Source organism: Pseudomethylobacillus aquaticus, from assembly GCF_003730115.1.
In the GTDB taxonomy this organism is placed as follows: domain Bacteria; phylum Pseudomonadota; class Gammaproteobacteria; order Burkholderiales; family Methylophilaceae; genus Pseudomethylobacillus; species Pseudomethylobacillus aquaticus.
The window spans coordinates 384,758-409,211 of the sequence record NZ_RJVP01000001.1 but is presented as its reverse complement, the minus strand read 5'-3'; the positions used below and the strand labels follow the sequence as shown (position 1 = coordinate 409,211).

General features: G+C 59.0%; 23 protein-coding genes. 6 read left to right on the top strand and 17 right to left on the bottom strand.

Annotated elements, in window-relative coordinates:
• Positions 1–60 precede the first annotated feature (60 nt).
• Both ED236_RS01920 and ED236_RS01915 read left to right on the top strand, forming a co-directional pair.
• A complete protein-coding gene (locus ED236_RS01920) occupies positions 61–2,088 on the top strand; it encodes an alpha-amylase/4-alpha-glucanotransferase domain-containing protein (RefSeq protein WP_123236585.1) in 2,028 nt (675 codons plus the stop codon).
• A 13-nt stretch (positions 2,089–2,101) separates the two neighbouring features.
• Complete coding sequence (locus tag ED236_RS01915; protein ID WP_123236241.1) at positions 2,102–3,031, top strand: ROK family protein; 930 nt, start codon at positions 2,102–2,104, stop codon at positions 3,029–3,031.
• On the opposite strand, the gene ED236_RS01910 is transcribed toward ED236_RS01915, so the two are convergent.
• Positions 2,977–5,571: a glycosyltransferase gene (locus tag ED236_RS01910; RefSeq protein WP_123236240.1), complete on the bottom strand. Its 2,595-nt coding sequence runs from the start codon at positions 5,569–5,571 to the stop codon at positions 2,977–2,979. The two genes, ED236_RS01915 and ED236_RS01910, sit on opposite strands and share 55 nt — an antisense overlap.
• A 22-nt stretch (positions 5,572–5,593) precedes the next feature.
• Positions 5,594–7,063 carry a glycoside hydrolase family 17 protein gene (locus ED236_RS01905; RefSeq protein WP_240031989.1) on the bottom strand — a complete coding sequence of 490 codons (1,470 nt, stop codon included), beginning with the start codon at positions 7,061–7,063 and terminating at the stop codon, positions 5,594–5,596.
• 223 nt (positions 7,064–7,286) lie between these two features.
• Here ED236_RS01905 and ED236_RS01900 point away from each other — a divergent pair, with 223 nt between their 5' ends.
• On the top strand, positions 7,287–7,736 hold the full coding sequence (locus ED236_RS01900) for a hypothetical protein (RefSeq protein WP_123236239.1): 450 nt from the start codon (positions 7,287–7,289) through the stop codon (positions 7,734–7,736).
• Here the strand turns inward: ED236_RS01900 and ED236_RS01895 are convergent.
• Genes ED236_RS01895 through queG form a run of 5 tightly spaced genes read right to left on the bottom strand, consistent with a single transcriptional unit; the run spans position 7,726 to position 12,849 of the window.
• Positions 7,726–8,562 (bottom strand): ChbG/HpnK family deacetylase, encoded by an 837-nt coding sequence (locus ED236_RS01895; protein ID WP_162299568.1) that lies wholly within the window; start codon positions 8,560–8,562, stop codon positions 7,726–7,728. The genes ED236_RS01900 and ED236_RS01895 overlap by 11 nt on opposite strands.
• Positions 8,563–8,588: 26 nt before the next feature.
• Complete coding sequence (locus tag ED236_RS01890; RefSeq protein WP_123236237.1) at positions 8,589–8,978, bottom strand: GtrA family protein; 390 nt, start codon at positions 8,976–8,978, stop codon at positions 8,589–8,591.
• A gap of 50 nt (positions 8,979–9,028) precedes the next feature.
• On the bottom strand, positions 9,029–10,075 hold the full coding sequence (locus ED236_RS01885) for a glycosyltransferase family 2 protein (RefSeq protein WP_123236236.1): 1,047 nt from the start codon (positions 10,073–10,075) through the stop codon (positions 9,029–9,031).
• Positions 10,076–10,133: 58 nt separating this feature from the next.
• Positions 10,134–11,738: an ArnT family glycosyltransferase gene (locus ED236_RS01880; RefSeq protein WP_240031988.1), complete on the bottom strand. Its 1,605-nt coding sequence runs from the start codon at positions 11,736–11,738 to the stop codon at positions 10,134–10,136.
• 31 nt (positions 11,739–11,769) lie between these two features.
• Positions 11,770–12,849: a tRNA epoxyqueuosine(34) reductase QueG gene (gene queG / locus ED236_RS01875; protein ID WP_240031987.1), complete on the bottom strand. Its 1,080-nt coding sequence runs from the start codon at positions 12,847–12,849 to the stop codon at positions 11,770–11,772.
• On the opposite strand from queG, the gene tsaE reads away from it, so the two are divergent.
• Together tsaE and ED236_RS01865 are read left to right on the top strand one after the other, a co-directional pair.
• Positions 12,850–13,317 (top strand): tRNA (adenosine(37)-N6)-threonylcarbamoyltransferase complex ATPase subunit type 1 TsaE, encoded by a 468-nt coding sequence (gene tsaE, locus ED236_RS01870; RefSeq protein ID WP_240031986.1) that lies wholly within the window; start codon positions 12,850–12,852, stop codon positions 13,315–13,317.
• Positions 13,310–14,659 (top strand): N-acetylmuramoyl-L-alanine amidase, encoded by a 1,350-nt coding sequence (locus ED236_RS01865; RefSeq protein ID WP_123236234.1) that lies wholly within the window; start codon positions 13,310–13,312, stop codon positions 14,657–14,659. Before tsaE ends, ED236_RS01865 begins: the two co-directional genes overlap by 8 nt.
• A gap of 71 nt (positions 14,660–14,730) precedes the next feature.
• Here the strand turns inward: ED236_RS01865 and pyrF are convergent, their stop codons facing one another.
• The 6 genes from pyrF to cmk form a co-directional block, all read right to left on the bottom strand.
• Entirely contained in the window at positions 14,731–15,429 is a 699-nt protein-coding gene (pyrF, locus tag ED236_RS01860; protein ID WP_123236233.1) for an orotidine-5'-phosphate decarboxylase, read from the bottom strand.
• On the bottom strand, positions 15,426–16,583 hold the full coding sequence (gene lapB / locus ED236_RS01855; protein WP_123236232.1) for a lipopolysaccharide assembly protein LapB: 1,158 nt from the start codon (positions 16,581–16,583) through the stop codon (positions 15,426–15,428). The genes pyrF and lapB overlap by 4 nt, the downstream gene beginning before the upstream one ends.
• Positions 16,584–16,607: 24 nt before the next feature.
• On the bottom strand, positions 16,608–16,865 hold the full coding sequence (locus ED236_RS01850) for a LapA family protein (protein ID WP_123236231.1): 258 nt from the start codon (positions 16,863–16,865) through the stop codon (positions 16,608–16,610).
• Positions 16,866–17,022: 157 nt separating this feature from the next.
• Positions 17,023–17,304, bottom strand: coding sequence for an integration host factor subunit beta (locus ED236_RS01845; RefSeq protein WP_123236230.1), 282 nt, complete (start codon positions 17,302–17,304; stop codon positions 17,023–17,025).
• A gap of 26 nt (positions 17,305–17,330) precedes the next feature.
• Entirely contained in the window at positions 17,331–19,031 is a 1,701-nt protein-coding gene (gene rpsA / locus ED236_RS01840) for a 30S ribosomal protein S1 (RefSeq protein WP_123236229.1), read from the bottom strand.
• 162 nt (positions 19,032–19,193) lie between these two features.
• Positions 19,194–19,871 carry a (d)CMP kinase gene (cmk, locus tag ED236_RS01835; protein ID WP_123236228.1) on the bottom strand — a complete coding sequence of 226 codons (678 nt, stop codon included), beginning with the start codon at positions 19,869–19,871 and terminating at the stop codon, positions 19,194–19,196.
• A 110-nt stretch (positions 19,872–19,981) separates the two neighbouring features.
• Here cmk and ED236_RS01830 point away from each other — a divergent pair, with 110 nt between their 5' ends.
• On the top strand, positions 19,982–20,188 hold the full coding sequence (locus ED236_RS01830; RefSeq protein WP_123236227.1) for a DUF2061 domain-containing protein: 207 nt from the start codon (positions 19,982–19,984) through the stop codon (positions 20,186–20,188).
• Positions 20,189–20,275: 87 nt separating this feature from the next.
• Here ED236_RS01830 and aroA read toward each other — a convergent pair whose 3' ends face one another.
• The 4 genes from aroA to aat form a co-directional block, all read right to left on the bottom strand.
• The gene (aroA, locus tag ED236_RS01825; protein WP_123236226.1) at positions 20,276–21,562 is read right to left on the bottom strand and encodes a 3-phosphoshikimate 1-carboxyvinyltransferase; all 1,287 of its coding nucleotides are present in this window, start codon (positions 21,560–21,562) and stop codon (positions 20,276–20,278) included.
• The gene (locus ED236_RS01820) at positions 21,559–22,467 is read right to left on the bottom strand and encodes a prephenate dehydrogenase (protein ID WP_240031985.1); all 909 of its coding nucleotides are present in this window, start codon (positions 22,465–22,467) and stop codon (positions 21,559–21,561) included. Before ED236_RS01820 ends, aroA begins: the two co-directional genes overlap by 4 nt.
• A gap of 388 nt (positions 22,468–22,855) precedes the next feature.
• Positions 22,856–23,596: an arginyltransferase gene (locus ED236_RS01815; RefSeq protein WP_123236225.1), complete on the bottom strand. Its 741-nt coding sequence runs from the start codon at positions 23,594–23,596 to the stop codon at positions 22,856–22,858.
• Positions 23,593–24,294: a leucyl/phenylalanyl-tRNA--protein transferase gene (gene aat / locus ED236_RS01810; RefSeq protein WP_123236224.1), complete on the bottom strand. Its 702-nt coding sequence runs from the start codon at positions 24,292–24,294 to the stop codon at positions 23,593–23,595. The genes ED236_RS01815 and aat overlap by 4 nt, the downstream gene beginning before the upstream one ends.
• Positions 24,295–24,454 lie beyond the last annotated feature (160 nt).

The window sequence follows — 24,454 nt, the reverse complement described above, 5'->3', positions numbered from 1 at the left end:
CGCAAGCGTAAGCATTCGAATAACAAAGCATCATCAACCTTTATTGCAGGGAGCGGTATCGTGGCAAAGTCAGTGGCATTACTTCTGGGCGTACATGCACATCAACCGGTCGGTAATTTTGAAAGCGTGCTGGACGATGCCCATGTGCGTTGTTACGGCCCGTTCCTGCGCGTGCTGCACCAATACCCGGATTTCCGCTTTGCCATCCATATCAGCGGCTGGCTGCTGGAGTACATGCTCAAGCATTACCCCGAGGACATGGCCCTGCTCAAGGAGATGGTGGAGCGCGAGCAGGCCGAACTGTTCGGTGCCGGGTTCACCGAGCCAGTGCTAGCCTCTATCCCGGCACGTGACCGCGTCGGCCAGATCAACAAGTTATCCAGCTACCTCAAGCAACATCTGGGTCAGAGCCCACAAGGGGCCTGGCTGACCGAGCGGGTGTGGGAATCCACCGTGGTGCCAGCCTTGTCCAAGTCCGGTGTGCGTTACGTGACCGTGGATGACTACCACTTCATGTGTACCGGCAAAGCGAGCGAGGTGCTGGGCGGCTATTACACGACGGAAGAAGACGGTTGCACCGTGGACCTGTTCCCGATCTCCGAAGCGCTGCGCTATCGGCTGCCATTCTCGCCCGCCGCAGAAGTGGTCAGCTACCTGGAGAGTCTGGCAGATGACAGCAAGCAAACGGCCGCCATCTACTTCGATGATATCGAGAAGTTCGGCATCTGGCCCGAGACCTATGAGTGGGTATACGAGCGCGGCTGGCTACGTGACTTCATCGAAGGCGTGCTGGCCTCCGACATCATCAAACCCATGCGCTATTCCGATTACCACGCCATGGCGCGTACGCGCGGTGTGGTCTACCTGCCGACCGCGTCTTACATCGAAATGAATGAATGGACGCTACCGGTGCCAGCGGCGCATCACTATGCCGATCTGGTGGCGCAGGAGAAGTACAACAACCGTTACGAGATGAACAAGCCGTATGTGCGTGGCGGTATCTGGCGCAATTTCTTTATGCGCTACCCGGAATCCAACTGGATGCACAAGCGCATGTTGCAGCTGTCCATGCGCTATCACGGCTTGCCTGATAACAAAAAGACCGAGCAGATGCTGACCGCGCTGTACGATTGTCAGGCCAATGATGCCTACTGGCATGGCCTGTTCGGTGGCCTGTATCTGCCACATCTGCGCCGCGCCCTGTACAACGCCATGCTCAAGCTGGAAGCCGTGCTGGACAAGGTCACGGAGCGCCCGGCGCGCGTGAGCCTGGATCTGGATCTGGATGGTCATGATGAAGTGTTCCTGCAGAACGGCGTGTTACAGGCGGTGGTGCGTCTGGACGGTTCGGCCTCGCTGTGCGAGTTCGACAGTTACAAGCTGCATCACAACTTTGCCGACACGCTGACACGTCAGGCCGAACATTATCACCGCAAGGTCAACGCCCAGCCGGATCATGGCCATGACGGGGCAGGTGGCATCGCCAATCCGCATGAGCGCATGGTGTCCAAGCACGAGATCACCCAGCTCGACATGGCGGTGGATACGCAGCGCAAGAACATGTTCTGCGATGCCTGGGTCAGTGAAGCGGGGCATGTCAAACCGCTCACCTACCGCAAACCGGGCGCCAGCAAGTCGGCGCTGGAACTGAAGGCCTCACTCGCATGCGCGGCACGCAGTGCCGAAGTGCAAAAAAAGATCAGCCTGGACAAGAACCAGCTGGTGGTGGAGTACAGCTTCACCAAACTGGTCGAGGCTAGCGGCTTTTTCAAGGTCGAGATCAACCTGGCCATGCCCAGCTGCGACGGCCCGGCAGGACGTTTCCGTATCGGTAACGACATTCCGGGTGGTTTCGGCCAGGCCATGCGCTATCTGGGCCTCAAGCAATTGAGTCTGGAAGATGAGGTGCTGGGCGGCAGTGTGGTGCTGCGTAGCAGCGTGCCGTTCGAACTCAACAGCCATCCGCATTTCAGCGTGTCCCAATCCGAAGCCGGCTTTGAAAAGATCATGCAGGCGGTCACCCTGATCCTGCAATGGCCTGCGGACGCGCTGGCAGACGGGGTCAAGCTCAGCCTCGATGTAGCCTGAGCAGGGGCCTGACATGGCGTTGCTGGCAGGGATCGATATAGGCGGCACCAATCTGCGTATCGGTGTGGTGCAGGGCAGGCAGGTGGTCGCCGAACAGCGCATGCAGGCCGATTTCTCGCAGCTGTGCAAACAACTGGAGCCTGAACAGGCCTGGCAACAGATCGTGGACAGCATCGCCACCCTGATCCGGCAGATGCTGGAACAGTATCCGCAGATCGACGCCATCGGCATCGGCTTTCCAGGTTTTGTCGACCCTTATACCGGCTTCGTCGCCCAATCCCCCAATCTGCCCGGTTTGCATCATGTCGATCTGGCTGGCGATGTGGCCGAGGCGGTGGGCCGCTCCGTGATCGTGGATAACGACGCACTGGCGGCGGCGTATGGGGAATACCAGTTGATGCCTTTGCCGGTGGCAGGCCTGATCTATCTGGGCCTGGGCACCGGGGTTGGTGGTGGACTGGTCTACGCACAGCAGGTGCTGGCCGGTGAACATGGCGTCTCGATGGAGATCGGCCATCTCATCATCGTCCCGGATGGTCGGCTGTGCGGTTGTGGCAATCGTGGCTGCATGGAGCAATATGCCTCCGCCAGTGGCGTCGCGATCAGCTATGCAGAAGCGACAGGCCAGCAACTGGACGCACACAGCATCGCTTTGCGTGCGACCTCAGGTGATGTGCATGCCATGGCGGCCTATGCGCAGGCAGGCGCTGCTTTGGCACAAGGGCTGGCGCATATCGTCAAAGTGGTGGACGTGGCACACATCGTCATCGGTGGCGGCATGAGTGCCGCCTGGCCGTTGATGCGCGCCAGCTTCGAGCAGCGACTGGATGCGGATCTGATCCCGGTACTACGCGGCAAGCTGCAGATCCGGCTATCCAGCGCAGGTGATCAGGCCGGCATCATAGGCGCTGCTTTTTTGGCAGGCGCACGATCCGGGAACTGAGCGATGATCTGGCACAGGATGGTGCTGATATACGGCAAGCCCTGCAGTGCCAGCATGCTGACCCATAGTTGAGCGTCCAGATTGTTGGCACCGCGCGTGATCAGCATGGCGGCGCTACAACTGGCCAGGCCCAGCAATAACAGCGTTTCTTCCCAGATCGGCATCAGCAGCCCCAGCTTGCTGCCTATGGTCTTGCCCTTGGCGGTCACCTTGAACACGCCATCCTTGCGGATCAGGCCAGACAGCACGCCGCGCGCGATGGCATGCGACAACCCCAGGCTGGCGATGGAAGCACCCAGGATATCGCTCCAGCCGCATTCCTTCATGGTGCGACGATAGAGGATAGGCCCCATGGCGCCCTTGACCAGCAGGAAGCACAGGATAGGCGTGAGCATGATGGCCACCGGCAGACTGAAGTCCTTGGGGAAGGCCAGCATGGCGATGGTCCAGCCTATGGAGCCCAGCGTGAAGAACAGCTGCAAGGCATCGCCCAGCCAACCGAACCAGCCGGTCAGGAAGTGGTAGCGCTGACCAAAACTCAGCGGTGAATAGCCGATCAGTTTGGGGAAATGATGCTTGAGGATCTGCATGGCACCGAACGCCCAGCGGAAACGTTGCGACTTGAGTGCCTTGAAGTTGGCTGGCGTCAGGCCGCGACCGAAGGTTTCGTCCACATAGCGCAGCTCATGACCATCTTCCAGCAGACGCAGGCCCAGTTCGGTGTCTTCGCAGATGCACCATTCCGACCAGCCGTTCTCGGCCAGTGCGTTATGGCGCACCAGTGTCATGGTGCCGTGCTGGATCAGTGCATTGCGTTCATGCCGATGATGCATGCCGATACGGAAGAAGCCCTCGAACTCCCAGTTGCACATGCGCCGGAAGAAGTTGTTCTCCCAGTCGCGGTGGGCCTGCGGGGCTTGCACCACGGCGACCTGTGCCGATGTGAAATGCGGCACCAGTGCGCCCAGCCAGTCTGGTGTGACCACATAATCGGCATCGACCACACCGACCACTTCGGTGCGTGGGTCGGTCTTGGTGAGCGCGAAATTCAGTGCGCCCGCCTTGAAACCTGGCCACTTGGGCAGGTGGAAGAACTTGAAGTTATCGGGCAGGGCGGCCATATAAGCCTCCACCGGCTTCCACTTGGCTTCGTCCTTGGTGTTGTTGTCCACCACGATCACTTCGTAATGCGTGTAGTCCAGTTTGACCAGGCTTTCAATGGTGGCGATCACCATCTCCGGCGGTTCGTTGTAACAGGCCAGGTGCACGGAAACGAACTTCTGCTGCTCGACCGGTACCGGGGCCGCACGCTTGAATGCACGGCGCCAGCCGCCCTTGAACAGCACTTCACTGAATTCCACACCATAGGTCATCAGTACCGCTGAGGTCAGCCCCATGCCGATGATGAGCGCGATCAGAATGACGATGTCACGCAGCGTGTAGTAATAATCACCGGGCAGGTTCCAGGCCACCACCAGCGTGGTGATACAAGCTTGCAGCAATACGCCCATGGACAGGCGGCCACCCAGACGCCAGTGGCGGAAGCGCCAGGCGATGAACATCATGGGCAGGAAAGCCAGCGCGGTCGCCCAGGCGGCTTTCACTTCCCAGCGTGTGTCCTTGGGCACGGCACCACTTAGCGAATACTTGGGTTTGCGCTCGGCATCGAACATGCCCCAGTAAGCCCCGGCCCAGCCTTCGATATTGATCTTCCATGGCTGGTCGAAAGCTTCGATCAGGAAATAGTCATAGTTCTTGTACGCCGTCTTGGCCAGGAACTCGCGCACGAACAGCGCCTGGTTCACTTGTGAAGCCACGGATGCGCCTATGGACGGCCCCTTGCTGGGCCAGCCCACTTCGCTGATCAGGATCTTTTTGCGCGGGAAGGTTTGCAGTAGCTCCTGATAGCGGCTCAGCGCATATTCCACCGCTTTGTCTACAGGCAGGCCTTCATGGTAGGGCAGCAGATGCACCGCGATGTAGTCCACATGCTTGACCAGTTCCGGGTTCTTGAGCCATACATGCCAGGGTTCTGCAGTGGATACCGGCACCTTGACCTGGCCACGCACCATGTCCAGATAGGTGATCAGTTGCTCGATCTCCATGTCATTGCGTAGCACCACTTCGTTGCCGACGATGACGCGCTTGACGTTGTCGTATTGCTGGGTCTTGACCACCAGCGCCGCGATCTCGCGCTGATTGGCATGTTCGTCACCACTCAGCCAGGCGCCTGCGGTCACCTGCATATCCAGCGTGTTGGCCAACGCGATGACTTCGGTGTTATCCAGCGAGCTGTAGGTGCGGATCTCGCGTGTATATGGGCGCAGCAGTTTCAAGTCCTGCAGCAGTTCTGCTGCGCTGGGGTAGGTTTTTTCCAGTGGACTCTGAGTGATCTGGAAGCCGCTGTAAGAAAAACCGTTGACCAGGGAAGGGGCGTTGATCATGGGCAATTCGCGGTTGGCCAGCGCCCATACCGCAAGATGGATCGCAGCTACCAGCAGGGCAAAGACAAATGCTTTGAGTAAGGGCTTGGTGGTCATTGAGTAGATTCTTTAAAACAGATCATGAAGTGGGGCTGTGCTTGCCTGGCCAGCTTACGGTGGCCAGCAGTAGCACCAGTGCAGCCCATGCCCAGGCATGGTCATTAAGCGGGTCAAGCAAGACGCAGGCTGCTGCCAGTGTGATGCTGAGCAGGTGGATGAAGAGATACAAACGACTGGCTGGACGCAGTGGCAAGGCCAGCAAGCGCGCGCCCAGTGCCAGTTGCAAGGCCGGCAGCGTGAACAGGAACAGCGGGAAGTCACGGTAGCGCCCGTCGAAAGCCAGGAAGCAGCCGGTGATCGCGCCTGCCGCCAGCAACAGCAGCAAAGCCGTGCCCAGATACTGGCGAGCTTGAGTATATGCTTGCGCGCCGAGTGGCAACAGCAGGCTGATGCTGAGCGCCAGCATGCCCAGACTGCCCAGTACCAGCCATTCGAACAGGTCGCGGCTGACCGTATGCAGATAATCCACGCCCACCCAGGTCGCCAGGCCGGTCAGGGCGCCCAGACTGGCCATCGCCAGCATGGCGGAGCCAGCAAACGCTTTGCGGCGCGCGATGCCACACCATAACAGCAAGCCGCTGACCGCGAAGATGGCTGGCCAGGCACCGTCTGCGCGTTCCACCACACTGCCAGTGCGGGTGAATTTGGGCTGCAGGGCGCTATCGTACAGACCCCATTCCCCGCCTACCGTACCTTCCAGGTGACGTTTCCAAGGCTGGTCTATGGCTTCGATCAGGTTATATTGCCAGCCCTGTTGGTGGGCGGTGCTGATGAATTCCCGCAGGTAGCGCGTCTGATTGACCTGGCTGGGAACGGATTCGCCACGTTGCCGACCGCGTGATGGCCAGCCGGTCTCACCTACGAACAAAGGCTTGTCGAACTTTACAGCCAGTTTGTTCATGACCTGCTGCGCGTGCGGGATGGCGTTGTCTATGGATTGCGGATGGTCTTCCCAGTAAGGCAGGATATGCACGGTGATGTAATCGACCGAAGGCGCCAGGCCCGGATAGCGTAACCAGTATTCCCAGACATCGGCATAGGTGACCGGCACTGAGGTGGATTCCTGCGCATGGTGAAGGTATTTTTGCATGGCGGGCAGGGTCTGCTCGCCACGTAGCAGCACTTCATTGCCGACGATGAGTGCGCTGACGGTGGACTGGTAACGGTTCGCCAGGGCGATGGCCTTGTTCAGTTCCTGGCGGTTCTTGCTGTCTACCCAACCTATCCAGGCTCCCAGCAGCACTTTCATGCCCAGCCGCTGTGCTGCTTCCGGTACGTGCTCCAGCCCTTGATCCACAGAATAGGTACGCACGCACTGGAACTGTCTGGACAACAGGGCCAGATCCTCATCGATCTGTTGCGGGCTGATCCAGGTGTCTGCCCGCAGTGGTGTTTGATCCTTGCCATAATAAGGCGCGTAAGAAACGCAGCCGGTTTGCATCCCGGCTGGCAAGCCTGGTAGCTCGACCGGGCGATTGTGCAGATACAACCATGCTCCTAGCGCTATCAGCAGCAACAGGTTGAATAGGGCATAGCGCTGCCAGCGGGCAGATGAAACTGAGGATGGGGTCATAAAAGCGGAGGCCATAAGTGCGCGGGGCATCAAGAAAAAACAAGGGTGAGCTAGCCATAATGATAATCCAGCATGCTTGATAAAGCATCTGTAGCGTCTAAACGGGTTACAATAAACCCAATCATACGAAGAGCCATGCATGAAAAAATTCCTTCTGTTCATCTCCCTGGCCATCCTGGCCAATAGTGCAGCCCAGGCCAAGCCTGATTTCACTGGACGCAATTACAGCGGCACTTACTCCTGCAAGGGTTATAACGAAAAAGTGGGTGACTACGAAGTGACCGTGGGCCTGCGCTTGAACCGTGTCAGCAGCTACGGCGACTTTGGTGCTTACCACTATACGGTAGAAACCCCCAACTCCGTGGTCTATCATGGACAAGCCGCAGCCGACGGTCCGCGCCTGGCCATCAGCTTCCAGCTGGGTGATGGCAAGAATGTGGAGCAAAGCACCGGTCTGGCACTGATGAAGCGTGATAGCCGCGGCCGCCTGTCGTTCCGCAAGAAGTATTACGAGCCGGATGACAACGGTGGCAATTATGGTTTTGAGGATTGCAACATTCTGCCACCTGCCAAAACGGTCAAACCCTGAAGTAATCTGTCCCGCGTAGCAGCCTGAGCTGACGGGACGCCAGCGCCGCTTCCAGGTCATAGTGCAGCAGGTCGTTGTATTCCTGCCTGCGGTCGGCCTGGATGCTGTCGTTGCGGTCGTCCTGCTCGCTGGTGGCAGGATGGCACATCAGCACTACCAGCCCGTTTGTCAGCCCCCTTGTTCCCTTCTGATCGCTTGCCTGATCCAGCGCCCGCTGCAGGCGCGGCAGGTAGCTGCTTGCCTGCCCGAATCCGTACACGCCCAGCAAACGCTGACTGCAGGCGATGCCAGCTTGCTGCGCTGCCTGTTCCAGTGCCGCTGCGCCTAGCAGCCGTATCACCCCTGCTTTGACCCCGTCTTTCCAGTCAGGACGGGCCAGCCGTAGCCATGGCCGATGTTCCTTGGCATAGCGCTGTTGCAAAATAGCCACTAGCTCGGTGCGTATCTGCGGCAGTTGATGCACATGCTGGTGCCCATCGATGTAATCCGGTGCATGGCCGGTGGCATCCTCGAAGCGCTGCAGTTGCTGGAGGATGCTGTTGCGGACGGCAGATGCCGGTAATCTTCGCAGCAGACTGCTGCGTATCAGTTGTGCCAGAGGCATGTGCAGAGGCTGCACATACTGGGTGAAATCCAGATGCAGGCCAACGTCGGCCCGGCTGCGGTACTGCGCCAGTTGCTGCGCCGCCTGCGGCCAGCGCGGGCTCAGCGTCAGGCAGGAGGTCGCGCTGAGCTTGCCCAGCGCGATCAGGCGCAGGATGCCAGCATCGATGGCAGCGTTTTGAGCATAATCATCCGCGCTGATGACCAGCGCTTGCATCGCCATGAGTGCCTGATTCGAATCAGCGGCCTTCATTTGAAGGCCCAGTAACGGCTCAGCACATAGGTCGAGACGGCGATCACTACCATCACCAGGCCCAGCACCAGCCAGAACGGCAGCCAGCTGTAGCCATGTAGCAGGCTGATCAGCAATAACTGATTGGCTGCGAAACCTGCGATGGCAACCGCCAGAAAGCGCGGCAGCGCCTGCCAGTGCGATGCGGTCTGTTGTGCGAACGACCAGCGGCGATGCCCGATATAACTGACCGGGAACGCCAGCGCAAAGCCGCACACATTGGCCCAGCCCGGCGTTAGCTGCCAGGCTTCCAGGCTTACCGCCACTACATAGTGCACAAGGGCGGCGGCGATGCCGACCAAGGTGAACCAGGAGATGCTGGCTGGCGTGGGAAGGTGGTCGTTCATGGGCTGGGGCTGGTATGCCATTCGGCCAGATGATGGAGTGCGCTCATCGCTCAGCGCAGCGACGGCGTCACGCCCACCGCCTGGTCAGCGTGCAGCGCCTGCTGAAGGTCGCCGGTCAGCAGCGCGGTTTGCGCTTCCTGATGGCTGAACACTTCAGCGACGATGTAGCTGGGGCGTCCTTTCACTTCGTCGTAGACGCGTGCCAGGTACTCGCCCAGGATGCCGATGAACAGCAATTGCACCCCGGAAAAGAACATGATACTGGCGACCACCGTAGGCCAGCCCGGCACCGACTCGTTCAGAAACAGCTTGTCGACCACCACCACGATGCCATACGCAAAGGCCAGCAGCGCCAGCAAGCCACCTACCGCGCTGGCCAGTCGCAGCGGGATCACCGAAAAGCTGGTGATGCCGGTCCAGGCCAGTTGCATCAGCCTGAGTTTGGAGAAGGTACTTTCGCCATGGCTGCGCGGCAAAGGGGTGTACGGGATGCCGATCGAGCGGTAGCCCACCCAGGCGTACATGCCTTTCATGAAGCGGTTGCGCTCGGGCAGGGATAGCAGCGCCTTGACCACACAACGGTCCATGAGGCGGAAGTCGCCCGCGTCACGCGGGATGTCGATCTGCCCGCCCATGCTGATGGCGCGGTAGAACAGGCGGCTGCCCCAGCGTTTGAAACGGCTTTCCACATGACGGTCCTGACGCACCGCATACACCATGTCATAACCGCCGCGCCATTTTTCCAGCATGTCAGCCACGAGGCTGCTGGAATGCTGGCCATCGGCGTCCATGCAGATGGTGACCTGGCCACGCGCCTGTTGCAGACCGGCGCTGATGGCATATTCCTTGCCGAAATTGCGCGAAAAGCGCACCAGTGTGACGCGATGTTCAGGCCCAAGTGCCCGCACCCGATCTGCGGTCTCGTCACGACTGCCATCATCGACCACCACGATGTCCCAGTGCGGGCTGAGTTGCTGCAACTGTGACGCGATCTGCGTCAGTGTGGCAACGATGGCCTGTTGCTCATTGTAGGCAGGCACGATCACGGTGATGTGCGGTGTGCTTTGTTCCCTGTTGGATAGACTCACGGTTGCCATGGCGTCATCACTCCTGAAGTAAGGTAGCCCATGCTAGGTGTAAAGATCAACAGCAGCATCAACGTGGCGCCGGGCGTGGGCGGCGTTGCAGGCCAGTCAGCATGCGCCTGTCCTTCACCACGGCGAGTCGCGTATCCATGCGCTCCACCTCGGCGATCACCTTGCCCTGCAGTACCTTGTCGCAGTGCATGCTGGTGGTGGAAATGAAAAAGTCGGCGGCCACCCAGTCTGTGGTCACCTGAAAACGGCCATCCAGATAAGCGTCGGCCTGGATGGCTTCGGCACACACAGCGACTTTGTAGCGAGTTGCGGCGGGACGGCTGTCGTCCGGAACATAGTGCTCCAGCGCCTCGCTGGCCTCGCGCAGGCTGCTGGACCAGTAATCCCCTTCCCAGTCATCTTCGGCTTCAGCGAAGCTGCCTGCGAGCCCATTGTAGTAAACATACTGATACGGGTGCAGCTGGTACAACATGGCGCTGGTGTTGGCCAGCAGCAATAGGGCGACCAGCGCTGCAGTCAAGCGTGTCCATTTGCCACGAAATTGCTGCCAGGTCAGGCTCAGGCCCAGTGCGGCCAAGATCGCCAATGGCGGCAGGATGAAGGTGAAGTGACGGATACCGTTATAAAGCGCAGGGCGGTCCAGCAGGATGAACAGCAGTGGGAACAGCGCACCAGTGACCAGGGTCAGCCAGGCCAGTGTATGCGCATCGGCATGACGCAGCGCTATCAGGATGGCCCTGCGTTGGCGCAGTGCCGCGATCACGATCAGCAGCAAACCCAGCAGGAACAGTTCGGGCAAGCGCACGCCCAGATAGGCGGCCAGGTAGCTCCTGGGCACGGCCCCTATGGACATGGTTTCACCATCCAGCACGGTGAGCATGTTGAAGCTGAAATGCGAGAAGGCGCGCGCGGCTTGCAGCAGATGGTCCGGGCCCATCACCGACCATGGCCAGCAAACTGCCATCAGCAGCAGGGCAGTGAGACCTGCGGGCAGCAGATGCAGCACGGTATTGCCATAATAGCGCCAGCGCGCCGCCCAGCCGCTGGTCATCAGGCCACCTGCCAGCAGCACCATCAGCAGCAGGTAGATCACCGCAAAAGCGCCACCTATGCGCAGACCCAGCGCCAGGCCCACAGCGACGCCCAGCTTGATGCTCAGCGCGATGGACGGTTTGGGCAATGCCATCAGCAGGCGTACCGTGTAATACAGCGCCCAGATCATGCAGGCGGCGAACGGGATGTCCTTGGTATGGGTGAACATGGCGCCCGACCAGGCGCCGGTGATGGCAAGCAATAGCACCACCAGAAAACCGGCAGGCTCGCCACCCAGCAGTTTGGCCAGCCGGTAACTGGCCACCATGCCGAGCAGGCCGAAGGCGGCGGACAGCAGATGGCGCAGATCCCAGATCCACACCAGCCCCCACCATTCCAGCAGGGCGGCGATCAGGTCGAACAGGCCGCCGTACAGATACAGATTGCGGTAATCGAAGGCGGACAGGTCGGTGAAGCCGGAGCGGTAGAAATCCAGCAGCAGACGGCCATACACATGTTGCACCTCTTCATCGTTGCTGATGCCGTGCTGGTCGAAGGTGAATACAACGAACAGGATCAAGCCTGCGAACAGCAGCCAGGTCAGGCGGCGGAACAGCACAGAAGTGGACAAGGAATGCGGCCTAAGTAATTGAAGCGGCGGATTATAGCGGGCTGTTGACGGCTTGTCTCGTGTGATGCTGAGCCAGTGCCCAGCGCACGTGTTCGCGCAGGGTGTCATCGTCACTATCCGCACGGCTTTGCAGGGCAGAAACGACCTCTGGCGTGGTTTCGGCATTGCCCAGACCCACAGCCAGATTGCGCAGCCATTGCAGGTAACCGATGCGATAGATGGCACTGCCGGCCATCTTGCTGTTGAACTCTGGCTCGTCCCACATGAACAGCTGGACCAGACTCACGTCGTCCAGCCCATGCCGCACCTGAAAGTCCTGCTGCGGCGTGAGTTTGGCGAATTTGTTCCAGGGGCAGCATAGCTGGCAGTCGTCACAGCCATACACACGGTTGCCGATCAACGGGCGCAGTGCTTCCGGGATGCTGCCTTTGAGCTCGATGGTAAGGTAGGAGATACAGCGGCGTGCGTCCACTTCGTATGGTGCCACGATGGCGCCGGTCGGGCATGCGTCCAGGCAGGCGTTGCAACTGCCGCAATGGTTCTGGCCAGGCGTATCGATGGGCAGTGGCAGATCGGTGTAGATCTCGCCCAGAAAGAACCAGGAGCCGCCTTCGCGCGAAAGCAGCAAGGTGTGTTTGCCGCGCCAACCCAGGCCGGCTTTCTGGGCCAGTTCGACTTCCAGCACCGGCGCACTGTCGCTGAACACCCGGTAAGCAAAGCTGCCGATCTGGCTGTTGATGCGCTCGCACAGTTTCTGCAGACGCGCGCGCATCACTTTGTGGTAATCGCGGCCCAGTGCATAGCGCGAGATATAAGCGCGTGAGCGGTCGTCCAGTACTTGCTGGCTGTCACGTGCCTGTGGTGGCAGATAATCCATGCGTACCGAGATCACGCGGCGTGTGCCCGGCACCAATTCATCCGGCCGCGTGCGTTTGGTGCCGTGTTTTACCATATAATCCATCTCGCCATGGTAGCCTTTGGCTGTCCACGCCTGGTGCCGCTGTTCCGCGAAAGACAGATCGGTGTCCGTAATCGCAACCTGGCTGAAGCCGAGCGCAATGCCCCAGCGTTTGATGTCGGCTGCAAGCTGGATTAAGTCGTTATCCTCCATATGGCGCAAGAGTTTACACGTATTCTGAAGGACGAAGCAGCCACGCTGGCCCTGGGCGCAGCGCTGGCGCGTATCGTCCGCCCTGGCCTCACCATCTACCTGCATGGCGACCTTGGTGCCGGCAAGACCACGCTGGTGCGGGCGCTGCTTGGCGCTCTCGGCCATGCTGGCAAGGTCAAGAGCCCGACCTACACGCTGGTCGAACCTTATCTGATCGCCGACATGCCGGTCTACCATTTCGATCTGTACCGCTTCAACGACGCAGAAGAGTGGGAATCGGCTGGCTTTCGCGACTATTTCAATGCCCAGTCCCTGTGCCTGGTGGAATGGCCGCAGCGCGCCAGTGCCTTGCTGCCGGCCGCAGATATCGATGTCAGCTTGAGTTTGGAGGGCGAGGGCAGGGAAATTGGTTTAACCGCCAATTCTGGTCCTGGCCGGCAATGTCTGGCAGAATTTGTCCATGACTAGAATCCTTGTCTTGCTGCTGTTGCTGATGCAACACACCGCGTTTGCAGCAGACAAGCTCATCGCGACGCGTGTCTGGCCAGCCGCGGATTACACCCGCATCACACTGGAAGCTGCGCAGCCGCTCAGTCACACCATGACGCGCCTCAGCAATCCCGAGCGTCTGGTCCTGGATCTGGACGGTGTGGAGCTGGATGCAGTGTTCAAATCCCTGCCTGAAAAAGTCCAGCAGAACGATCCTTATATCCAGCAGATCCGTCTGGGTAACTTCAAGCCTGGCGTGGTGCGTGTGGTCATCGACCTGAAGGCCGAGATCAAGCCGCAGCTGTCGCAATTGCCACCAGCCGGTGAATACAAGCATAGGCTGGTGCTGGATATCTACCCTGAACACGACCCTCTGATGGCCATGCTGCAGCAGCTGGAGAAGGGCGGCAGTGCCACCAGTCCTGGCGCTGTGCTGGACCCTGTCCTTGGTCCTGCTGCTGGTGTGGACGCAGCCGCTGCGGCGGAAGTCGCCAGCACTCCTGCCTCAACTGAACCCACGGTGGCCAACGCTGCGCCAGCCGCCGAAGTCCCTGCCTCCGTCCCGCCTGCCGTCACGCCTCCGGTAGTGCAGAACAAAACCGATCCACGGCTGATCACCATCGCACTGGATGCCGGGCATGGTGGGGAAGACCCGGGCGCGCGTGGTGCTACCGGCACGCATGAAAAGCACATCACGCTGGCGATCGCAAAAAAGCTCAAAGCGCTCATCGATGCCGAGCCCAATATGCGTGCCGTGCTGACGCGTGATGGTGATTACTTCATTCCGCTGCATGGCCGCGTGGTCAAGGCACGCAAACTCAGGGCAGACCTGTTCATTTCCATACACGCAGATGCCTTCACACGGCCGGAAGCGCGTGGCTCATCGGTGTTTGCCTTGTCTGAGCGCGGGGCCACCAGTGCGTCGGCGCGCTATCTGGCCAACAAGGAAAATGAATCGGACCTGATAGGCGGTGTGAATCTGGATGTGAAAGACCCTTATCTGGCGCGTACCCTGCTGGATCTGTCACAGACCGCCACCATCAATGACAGCCTGAAACTGGGGAAATCCGTGCTGGGTCACATCGGCGAGATCAACACCCTGCATAAACCGCATGTGGAACAAGCCGGTTTTGCGGTGCTGAAATCACCAGATATTCCGTCCATCCTGGTGGAAACGGCGTTCATCAGCAACCCGGAAGAGGAGCGCAAGCTGAACGATGCGGCTTACCAGCAAAGAATGGCGGCCTCCATCCTGTCGGGGATCAAGAAGTACTTTGCCAGCAATCCGCCGCTGGCACGCACGCGTGTAGCCAGCGAGTGATAGCGCAGTTGTTCCATCACACGGAGTGAACGCTAGACTAGTCCCGCACAGGCGGGGATGACCGAACCAGACTAGGCGGCGATGCCGGCCTGTATGGTTTGCAGTGCCAGCAAGGGGTCGGCGGCCTTGGTGATGGGCCGCCCGATCACCAGATAGCTGGCGCCATTGCGCAAGGCTTGCTGTGGCGTGACCACGCGAGACTGGTCGTCCAGGCTGGCATCGGCAGGACGTATGCCGGGTGTGACCAGGCAGAAATCGGCATCATGCTGTGCTCTCAGCATGGCTGCTTCCTGAGCCGAACACACCACGCCGTCCAGCCCGGCCTGTTGCGTCATGCCCGCCAGGTGCGCCACCTGCTCCACCACGCTGCGCTGCACGCCGAGCGCTTTCAATCCATCCTGATCCATGCTGGTCAGCACGGTCACTGCGATCAGCAATGGCGATTGTCCACTGCGCAATACGCCTTCGCGTGCCGCCTGCATCATGGCGATGCCGCCTGAGGCATGCACATTCAGCATCCATACGCCCAGCCGACTGGCGGCTTCGCAGGCTTTGCCTGCCGTGGTCGGAATGTCATGGAATTTCAGATCCAGAAACACCTGATGCCCCAGCTTATGCAAAGCCTCGATCAGCTGCGGGCCACTGGCGGTGAACAGCTCTTTCCCGACCTTGACGCGGCACAGGCGGGGGTCGAGCTGACTGGCCAGTGCCAGCGCAGAGGCGGCATCCGCATAGTCCAGCGCGACGACGATCTTGCGGTCATGACTCATGTGTTACTTTCTTCCGGATCTGCGGGCAGGGATTCCCAGGTGTTGCAGGCCGGGCATTGCCAGTGATAGTGACGCGCCCGGAAACCGCACTGGCTGCAGCAGTAGGCATTGCGGTTGCCCAGTGCCAGTTTCACGGTCTGCTGCATCAGATGCGTGTCTGCGCTCTGTTCCAGCGCTGCGCGTGCTTGCAATAGCTGGTCCAGCGTCTTCAGGCTGGGTTTTTTGGCCAGTTCGTCACGCGCCAGTCGCGCTGCGCTTTCGGCGCCGTGTTCGAGCAGGGTCAGTTCATACAGCACGCTGCGCAGGGCGGGCGTCTTGTAGGTTTGCAGGTAGGTATTGAGCAGATTGAGGCCTTCCTGCATGCGCCCCAGCGCGCGGTAGCTGGCCATCAGTTTGTTGGCGACCAGGCCCAGATAATCCGGCTGCTGGAATTCGATATGCTTCCAGGCCGAGATGGCCAGCTCGTGTTCGCCCGCCGTGGCGGCGATTTCGCCCAGCATGACATTGGCACGCACACAGTTGGCATTGGCCGACAGTGCCTGTTGCAGCTTGGCGCGTGCGCTGTCGCTATCATTGTTGAGGATGGCTTTTACCGCCAGTTCGCAGTAGTACTGCGCGATCTCTTTGCGGAAGGGCACGCCGGACATGCGTTCCAGCTCGGTAGCGATGCCGATGGCGCGTTCCCACTCGCGTTCACGCACGAAGATCTCCAGCAGCGCACGCAGCGCAGGCTGTTTGTAGCGGCTGTCGGTCAGGGATTTATATAATTCTTCGGCACGATCCAGCAGGCCTGCCTTGAGGTAGTCCTGTGCCAGTTCGGCGATCACGGCTTGTTTTTGCAGGTCTGGCAGTTCCTTGCGTTCCAGCAGGCTCAGGTGCAGGTGGATGGCGCGATCCACCTCACCGCGCCTGCGGAACAGGCTGCCTAGCGCGAAGTGCAGTTCGATGGAGTCGGCGTTGGCTTCCACCGCTTCCACGAAGGCTTCCACGGCCTTGTCATGCTGGTCGCTGATCAGGAAATTGAGGCCCTTGAAATAAGCGGCTGGCAACTGGCTGGATTCGGACAGCAGTTGCTTGATGTCGACGCGGGCCGCCAGCCATCCCAGCGTAAAGAACAGTGGCAATACCAGTAGCCACCAGAGTTCGAATTCCATGTGAGGTTCTTTCCGGGGTGAGCGTCAGCTATCGCCGCGCAGGGATTTCAGTTCGCGCTGGTAGGCCAGCAGTTGACGGCGCTGGCGGATAAGCGGCGTCAGACAGGCGACGATGCCGAACAGGATGCCCAGACCAAAGGTGATCAACAGCATCAGCGACAAAGGTGCGCGCCAGCTGAATCCCAGGTAGTACTGCAGTTCGACCAGGTCAGCATTTTTGAGCGCAAAGCCGAGCAGCAGGATGAACAGGACAGCGGTGAAAAACAGATAAGTGGCTCGCATGCCCTGATTCTACCTTAGCCGGGCGCTAACGTTAATCGTGGCTGTAGCTCATCACTGGGGATGTGAACTGGCCGACATAAAAAAACGACAGCACAGAGGCTGTCGTTATAGGGGGTTGTGCGGCGAATACTGCGTCCGCTGCACAAAGTGCATAGGCTTATTCGAGATCGACGCGTTCGCGCAATTCCTTGCCGGCCTTGAAATGCGGTACATACTTCTCGGGTACCTGCACCTTGGTGCCAGTCTTGGGATTACGGCCCAGACGCGGGGGGCGGTAGTTCAGACTGAAACTACCGAAACCCCGGATCTCGATGCGTTCACCTGTGGCCAGATTATCCGCCATGGCGTCAAGGATGGTTTTGACCGAAAGTTCGGCATCCTTGACCACCAGTTGCGGAAATCGGGCTGCCAGATTGGCAATCAGCTCTGATTTTGTCATGGTGAGACCTTTAACTCTTGAACAACTTACTCGTTGTTCTTGCCATCCAGCTTGGCTTTCAGCAGTGCACCCAGGTTGGTGGTGCCAGCGGCACCCTCATTGCTGAGCTTTTGCATGACGTCAGCTTCGTCGGCTTGGTCCTTGGCCTTGATGGACAGGCTGATGCTGCGGCTCTTGCGGTCGATGTTGGTGATGCGTGCTTCGATCTCCTGGCCCACGCTCAGTACGCTGGCGACGTCCGTGACCTTCTCCTTGGAGATTTCGGAAGCACGTACATAACCTTCAACTTCGCCGTCCAGCTGAATCACGGCACCCTTTTCTTCAACAGCCTTGACGGTGCCCTTGACGACAGCGCCCTTGTCGTTGACGGTGGTGTAAGCATTGAATGGATCGTTGTCCATTTGCTTGACGCCCAGGGAGATGCGCTCCTTCTCGACATCGATGCTCAGCACGATGGCGGACAGTTCGTCGCCCTTCTTGAAGTTGCGGATGGCTTCTTCGCCAGTCTGGTTCCAGGACAGGTCAGACAGGTGGACCAGGCCATCGATGCCACCAGGCAGGCCGATGAACACGCCGAAGTCGGTGATGGACTTGATCTGACCGCTGACCTTGTCACCCTTCTTGTGGGAAGCAGCAAAATCATCCCATGGGTTAGCCTGGCATTGCTTCATGCCCAGGGACAGGCGGCGGCGGTCTTCGTCGATCTCCAGGATCATGACTTCTACTTCGTCACCCAGTTGGGCGATCTTGGCAGGATGCACGTTCTTGTTGGTCCAATCCATTTCGGACACGTGGACCAGACCTTCGATACCTGGCTCGATTTCAACGAACGCACCGTAGTCGGTCAGGTTGGTCACCTTGCCGAACAGGCGGGTGCTGGTTGGGTAACGGCGGCTCAGTGCGACCCATGGATCATCACCCAGTTGCTTGATGCCCAGGGAAACGCGGTTCTTCTCTTGATCGAACTTCAGGATCTTGGCTTCAACTTCTTCACCTACGGTCAGCACTTCGGATGGGTGCTTGACGCGGCGCCATGCCAGATCGGTGATGTGCAGCAGGCCGTCGATACCACCCAGATCCACGAACGCGCCGTAGTCGGTGATGTTCTTGACGATACCCTTGACCACTGCGCCTTCCTTCAGGTTGGCCAGCAGTGCTTCGCGGTCTGCGCCCATGCTTTCTTCCAGCACGGCACGACGGGAAACCACCACGTTGTTACGCTTGCGATCCAGCTTGATGACCTTGAAGTCCCATTCCTTGTTTTCGTAAGGCGTGGTGTCCTTGACTGGACGCAGGTCAACCAGGGAGCCGGGCAGGAAGGCACGGATGCCGTTTACCAGCACGGTCAGGCCACCCTTGACGCGGCCATTGACCATGCCCTTGATGACACGGGCTTCGTTCATGGCTTCTTCCAGATCCAGCCATGCCGCCAGGCGCTTGGCCTTTTCGCGAGACAGCTTGGTGGAACCATAGCCATCTTCCAGGGATTCGATGCAGACTTTTACGAAGTCGCCAACGTTAACTTCCAATTCGCCGCGGTCGTTCAGGAACTCGCTGGCAGCGATCACGCTCTCGGATTTGAGGCCGGCGTTGACGATGACGAAATCGGAATCCACGGACACCACTTCTGCAGTGATGACTTCACCGGAGCGCATTTCCTGACGCTCAAGGCTCTCTTCAAACAGTGCGGCAAAGCTTTCCATGGAGGGGGTTGAAAGGTTAGTCATTAAAAAAGTACCTAAATAATCCCGCCGTGCAGCGGGTCAATTAAAAAAACCGTGAGCGTAAGGTGCTCACGGCGCCGACGTGCATCCCGTATTCAAGTCAGGACGCTTGGCTTGCCAATAAGGCGCAAGCGCTTGTAAATCAAGGGGTAATTCGAAATGTAATTATAGCGCAATAGTTTTGATGTTCGCTACTATTTCAATCGCTTGCGCAACACTTTGCTCAAGATCGATGGCGCTGGTGTCCAGCAGTACGGCATCTTCTGCCTGCACCAGTGGCGCTGCGGCACGCTGCTGGTCGCGTGCGTCGCGGGCTTTGAGGTCTTCCAGTATGGTGGAGAGGTCTGCTGCTGCACCTTTTGCCAGCAGTTGTTTGTAACGGCGCTCTGCGCGGATCTCCACGGCAGCGGTCAGGAATATCTTGATGGCGGCGTCCGGGAACACCACCGTTGCCATGTCACGGCCATCGGCGACCAGGCCAGGTGCCTGACGGAAATCGTGCTGCACATCCAGCAGGGCGGCGCGTAGCGGGCCATGCACGGCCACTTCCGAGGCCCCTTTGCCCATGGCCTCACTGCGGATGGCGTCCCCTACGTCCTGTCCATTGACGAGGACGTCCTCGCCGTGGAATTCGATATGTAGACCACGCGCCAGCGCGGCCAATGCTTCGGCGTCCTGCCACGAGACGTTCTGTTGTTGTGCGGCATGGGCAACGATGCGGTACAAGGCCCCTGAATCCAGGTAGCCGTAACCCAGATGTTTTGCCACCCTTTGTGCAACCGAGCCTTTGCCAGACGCAGACGGGCCGTCAATGGCAACCACGGTAATGGATGCTGTGTTCATGATTGTTGTTATCTATCGATAAAATTAAAACAATTGATTAGATTAATCAAGCCAACCCCGGCATGATGACGTCATTCTAATTTAATTTGTGACAACAGGAGCGAAGCATCATGGCAAAAACACTTTCATTTGCGGCAGTGCACTTCAGCGTTGCGTTCAGCGTAGGCTATGTCATGACTGGCAGTGTGGCGGTCGGTGGCGCGATCGCTCTCGTGGAGCCCGCATTCAACACGGTAGCGTATTTTTTCCATGAAAAGATATGGCAGCGTATAGAAGGAAATACCGCCGAGATCAATTTCATGGGGCATGTGCATTAGCAGTCAGCGGCCTGGGTGCGACTGGCCTGTCGGTGATGCGGCTGAAGTCGGGTGGGCTGGTTTAGTTGCCTAGCTTAGTCGTACAGCTCAGCTTAGCAGCGTGCCCAATTGCTGGAAATAATCCGGGAAGGTCTTCGCCACACAATCCGGGTCATTGATGATGACGTCTACCTTGCCCAGCGAGGCCAGTGAAAAGCACATGGCCATGCGGTGGTCGTCGTAGGTGTCGATAGCCGCGCCTGCCGTCAATCTGGCGGGTGGTGTGATACGGATATAGTCAGCACCTTCTTCCACCTCTGCGCCCAGCTTGCGCAGTTCGGTGGCCATGGCAGTTAGCCGGTCCGTCTCTTTTACGCGCCAGCTGGCGATATTGCGCAAGGTGGACGTGCCATCCGCGAACAAGGCCAGCATGGCCAGCGTCATGGCAGCATCCGGGATGTGGTTGCAATCCAGGTCGATGGGGCGCAGCGGCTTGCCATTGCCGCTGGCCGTGATCCAGTTGTCACCATAACGAATATCCGCCCCCATCAAGGCCAGCGCATCGGCAAAACGTACATCGCCCTGTATGCTCTGCGCATTGAGCCCGGTAACGCGTACCGGGCCACCACCGATCGCGCCTGCGGCCAGGAAGTAAGAGGCTGAGGATGCATCACCTTCCACCTGCAGTACGCCGGGGCTGGTGTAGCGGCTGCCAGCATGCAGCTGGAAGCGCTGCCAGCCTTCGCGGCTGACCTGCACGCCGAAGCGTGCCATCAGGTTCAGCGTGATCTCGATATAAGGTTTGGAGATCAGTTCTCCCTCAACTTCAATGGTGCAGTCCTGACCGGTCAGCGGCAGGGCCATCAGCAGGGCGGTGAGGAACTGGCTGGACACATCGCCACGCACGCGTATTGGCTGATCGAACACGATCTTGCCCGGACGGATGTGCAATGGCGGAAAGCCCGGGTTGTGCAGATAGTCGATGTGAGCGCCGGTCAGACGCAAAGCATCGACCAGATCCCCGATCGGGCGTTCATGCATGCGCGCCACACCGGACAGCTGATAATCACCGTCGCTGAAGGCGAGTGCCGCTGTCAGCGGACGGAATACGGTCCCAGCGTTGCCCAGGAACAGTGCTGCCTGTTTCACCGGGAATCGCCCATCGGCACCGGTGACCTGCCAGCTATGTTTGCTTTGATGATGCAGTGGCACACCCAGCAATTTCAGCGCGTCCAGCATGCGGTCGGTATCGTCCGATACCAGCAGGTCGCGGATCTCGGTGGTGCCGGAGGCGAGGGCCGCCAGCAGCAGCATGCGGTTGGAGATGCTCTTTGAGCCGGGCAGGGCGATGCTGCCTTGTGCTTGATGCACAGCGGCAAGATGGAGTTGTTTCATTGCGACTGCAGGCTTTCTGCCCAGGTGTTGCGCGCCTGGCTGGCATGTTCGAACATGGCCAGCAGGCCCGCGCTGTCCTGGTGCTCGATCAGGGTTTGCAATTGGCGTAATTGTTTTTGGTAGGCGTCCAGCTCGGCCAGCAGCGCGCTGCGGTTGGCGAGCGTGATATCACGCCACATTTCGGGCGAACTGCCCGCGATGCGCGTGAAATCACGGAAGCCACTGGCGGCAAAACGGAACAGCTCGACCTGGTTGTCACGACTGGCCAGTTCGTTCACCAGAGCGAAGGCGAGTAGATGCGGCAAATGACTGACCGCTGCGAAGATCGCATCGTGCTGTTGTGCGCTCATGCACACCACCTTTGCGCCTGCGCTTTCCCACAGTGATTGCACAGACTGTAATGCTTGTGCACTGGTGTGCGCATCAGGGGTCAGCACCACATGCTTGTGATGGAACAAGCCGTCACGTGCTGCCGTGACACCGGTTTTTTCTGCGCCAGCGATGGGATGGCCTGCGACGAAGCCACGGTAGTCGGCCGGGAGCGCCTGTCGTGCATAAGCCAATACATCGGATTTGGTGCTGCCCACGTCGGTGACGATGGTATGCGCCTGCAGGTGGGGCGTGATGGCTTGCAAAATGGCGCGTATCTGCGCCACCGGCGTGGCAATCACCACCAGATCGGCGTCCTGCATGGCCTCCGCGATAGAAGCTGCCGTGCGGTCGATGACGCCGAGTTCGGTCGCAGCATGCAACAGCTCACCATCGCGGCCCAGGCCGACGATCTCGACTGCAGGGTGTGCTTGCCGGATAGCGATGGCCAGCGAGCCGCCGATCAGCCCCACACCAAAGATAACGATCTTGTTCAACGGGATCACACGCGAAATAAAAAGAGGCAATTGTAACATGGGTGCTTTGCCGGTCAGGGCAGGCAGCGTGAGCGCTAAAGTGGATCAAGCGAGGGCAAGACTGGGCGTATGCTAGCCGCTGGTTTCTGGCAGTGTGCACATGCGCAGCTTGCCAGGTCAAGCTGCTGCCACTGAAACAAAATCGGCGCTCAAACACGAGTTTCCTCGCCCTTGAACGCCGGTTTGTAACGGAGATGACAGTGGATAAGAATCACTGTGATGCAAAAAGTTCAAACTGATGCAGAAAATTGCTATGCAGCTTGGATGCAAACAGGGTGATTCCCTCTGAACCAGCCTAGTTGCCCTTGTTTGTAGCGCAAGCTGCGCTTGCTTGATTCGTAGGACAAGCTGCGCTTGCTTTGATCTGTAGCGCAAGCCTGGCCTGTGGTTATTTGCCAGAGGGTGCGATGCGCAAGGGTGCCCACTCGCCATCGATCAGCCCCTGCTGCGGCTGGAATTGCTGCTTATAGGCCATTTTCCGGCTCTCGGCGATCCAGTAGCCCAGATAAAGGTAAGGCAGTTGCAGTGCCTGGCACCAGGCGTTCAGCCACAACACGTTGAAGGTGCCGTAGCTGCTGCGTACATCACTGCAGTCATAAAAGGTATACACCGCAGAGAGGCCATCGCCGACGACGTCCACTACGCTGACCATGCATAACTTGTCCTGGTCGCGAAATTCCACCATCACGCTGTGCACATTGCTTTGCACCAGGAATTCACGGTATTGGGCGGCGCTGTTCTGTGCCGGGTCAGCATCACTGTGGCGTGCCAGTTGATATTGCTGATACAGCGCATGATGCTCTTCACGAAATTCCAGAGGCAGGATACGGGTGCTCAGGGATTGATGCTGTTTCCAGGCGCGCCGCTGACTACGCGATGGCTTGAACTCCGCGACGGGCAGCCGGACTGCGATGCAGGCATTGCAGTGCTCGCAGTGCGGACGGTATGCGAATTTGCCACTGCGTCTGAACCCAAGCTGGATCAGCCCGCTGTAGGCTGCGCTATCGATCAGGTGGTGCGGTGTGGCGATGAGTGACTGCGCCAGCTTGCCCGGCAGGTAACCACAGGCATAGCTGCTACTTGCGTAGAACTGGATGCGTTGCAGTGAGCTTTCGCCGGGTAGCGTCATGATCCGGGTGTGGGGTTCCTGTTGAAGAAGGGGTAATCGACGTGACAGTCTACCAATTCTGACAGCTGCCGTGCGAACAGGGTTCTCGGGATGGGCCTGGCACCAAAGCGGTGTAGATGCGCGGTGTGCATCTGGCAGTCGATCAGCCCACAGCCAGCCTGCTGCAGCGCCTGCACCAGCTGCACGAAAGCCAGTTTGGAGGCATCGCTGACATGGTGGAACATGGATTCACCATAGAACACTTTACCTATGCTAACGCCATACAGGCCACCGACCAGTTCTCCGTCCATCCAGGTCTCCGCGCTGTGCGCATAACCGCGTGCGTGCAGTTCGGAATAGGCGTGGATGATCTGCTGGTCTATCCAGGTGCCGTGCTGCCCTGGTCTCGGCGTGCTGGCGCAGGCCGCAATGACCCGCTCGAACGCGGTGTTGTAACGGATCTCATGATCCTGCCTGCGCATGCGCTGCCTCAACGAGCGCGAAACCTTGAGTTCCTGAGGGTAGAGCACCGTGCGTGGGTCCGGACTCCACCACAACACCGGTTCGCCCGGATTGAACCACGGGAAGATGCCGCGCTGATAAGCCTGCAACAGACGCCGCCAATCCAGTTCTGCACTCGCGGCCAGCAGGCCGTTGGGTTCCTGCAGGGCCTGCTCTAGTGGCGGGAAAGGGGCGTCGGATGCAAGCCAAGGGATCATGGTGTCAAAACAGGCATAAGGTTTGCCTATATTATCTTATTGAATGCTGTATCCATTGAGTCTTGTGCCGTGCCTGCCCATGCTGGGTGCGGCGATGCACGGGAATGCCGGTCAGGCTGGATTTCATCATGCATTCAATTGATTAGGGCTTATCCTGCAA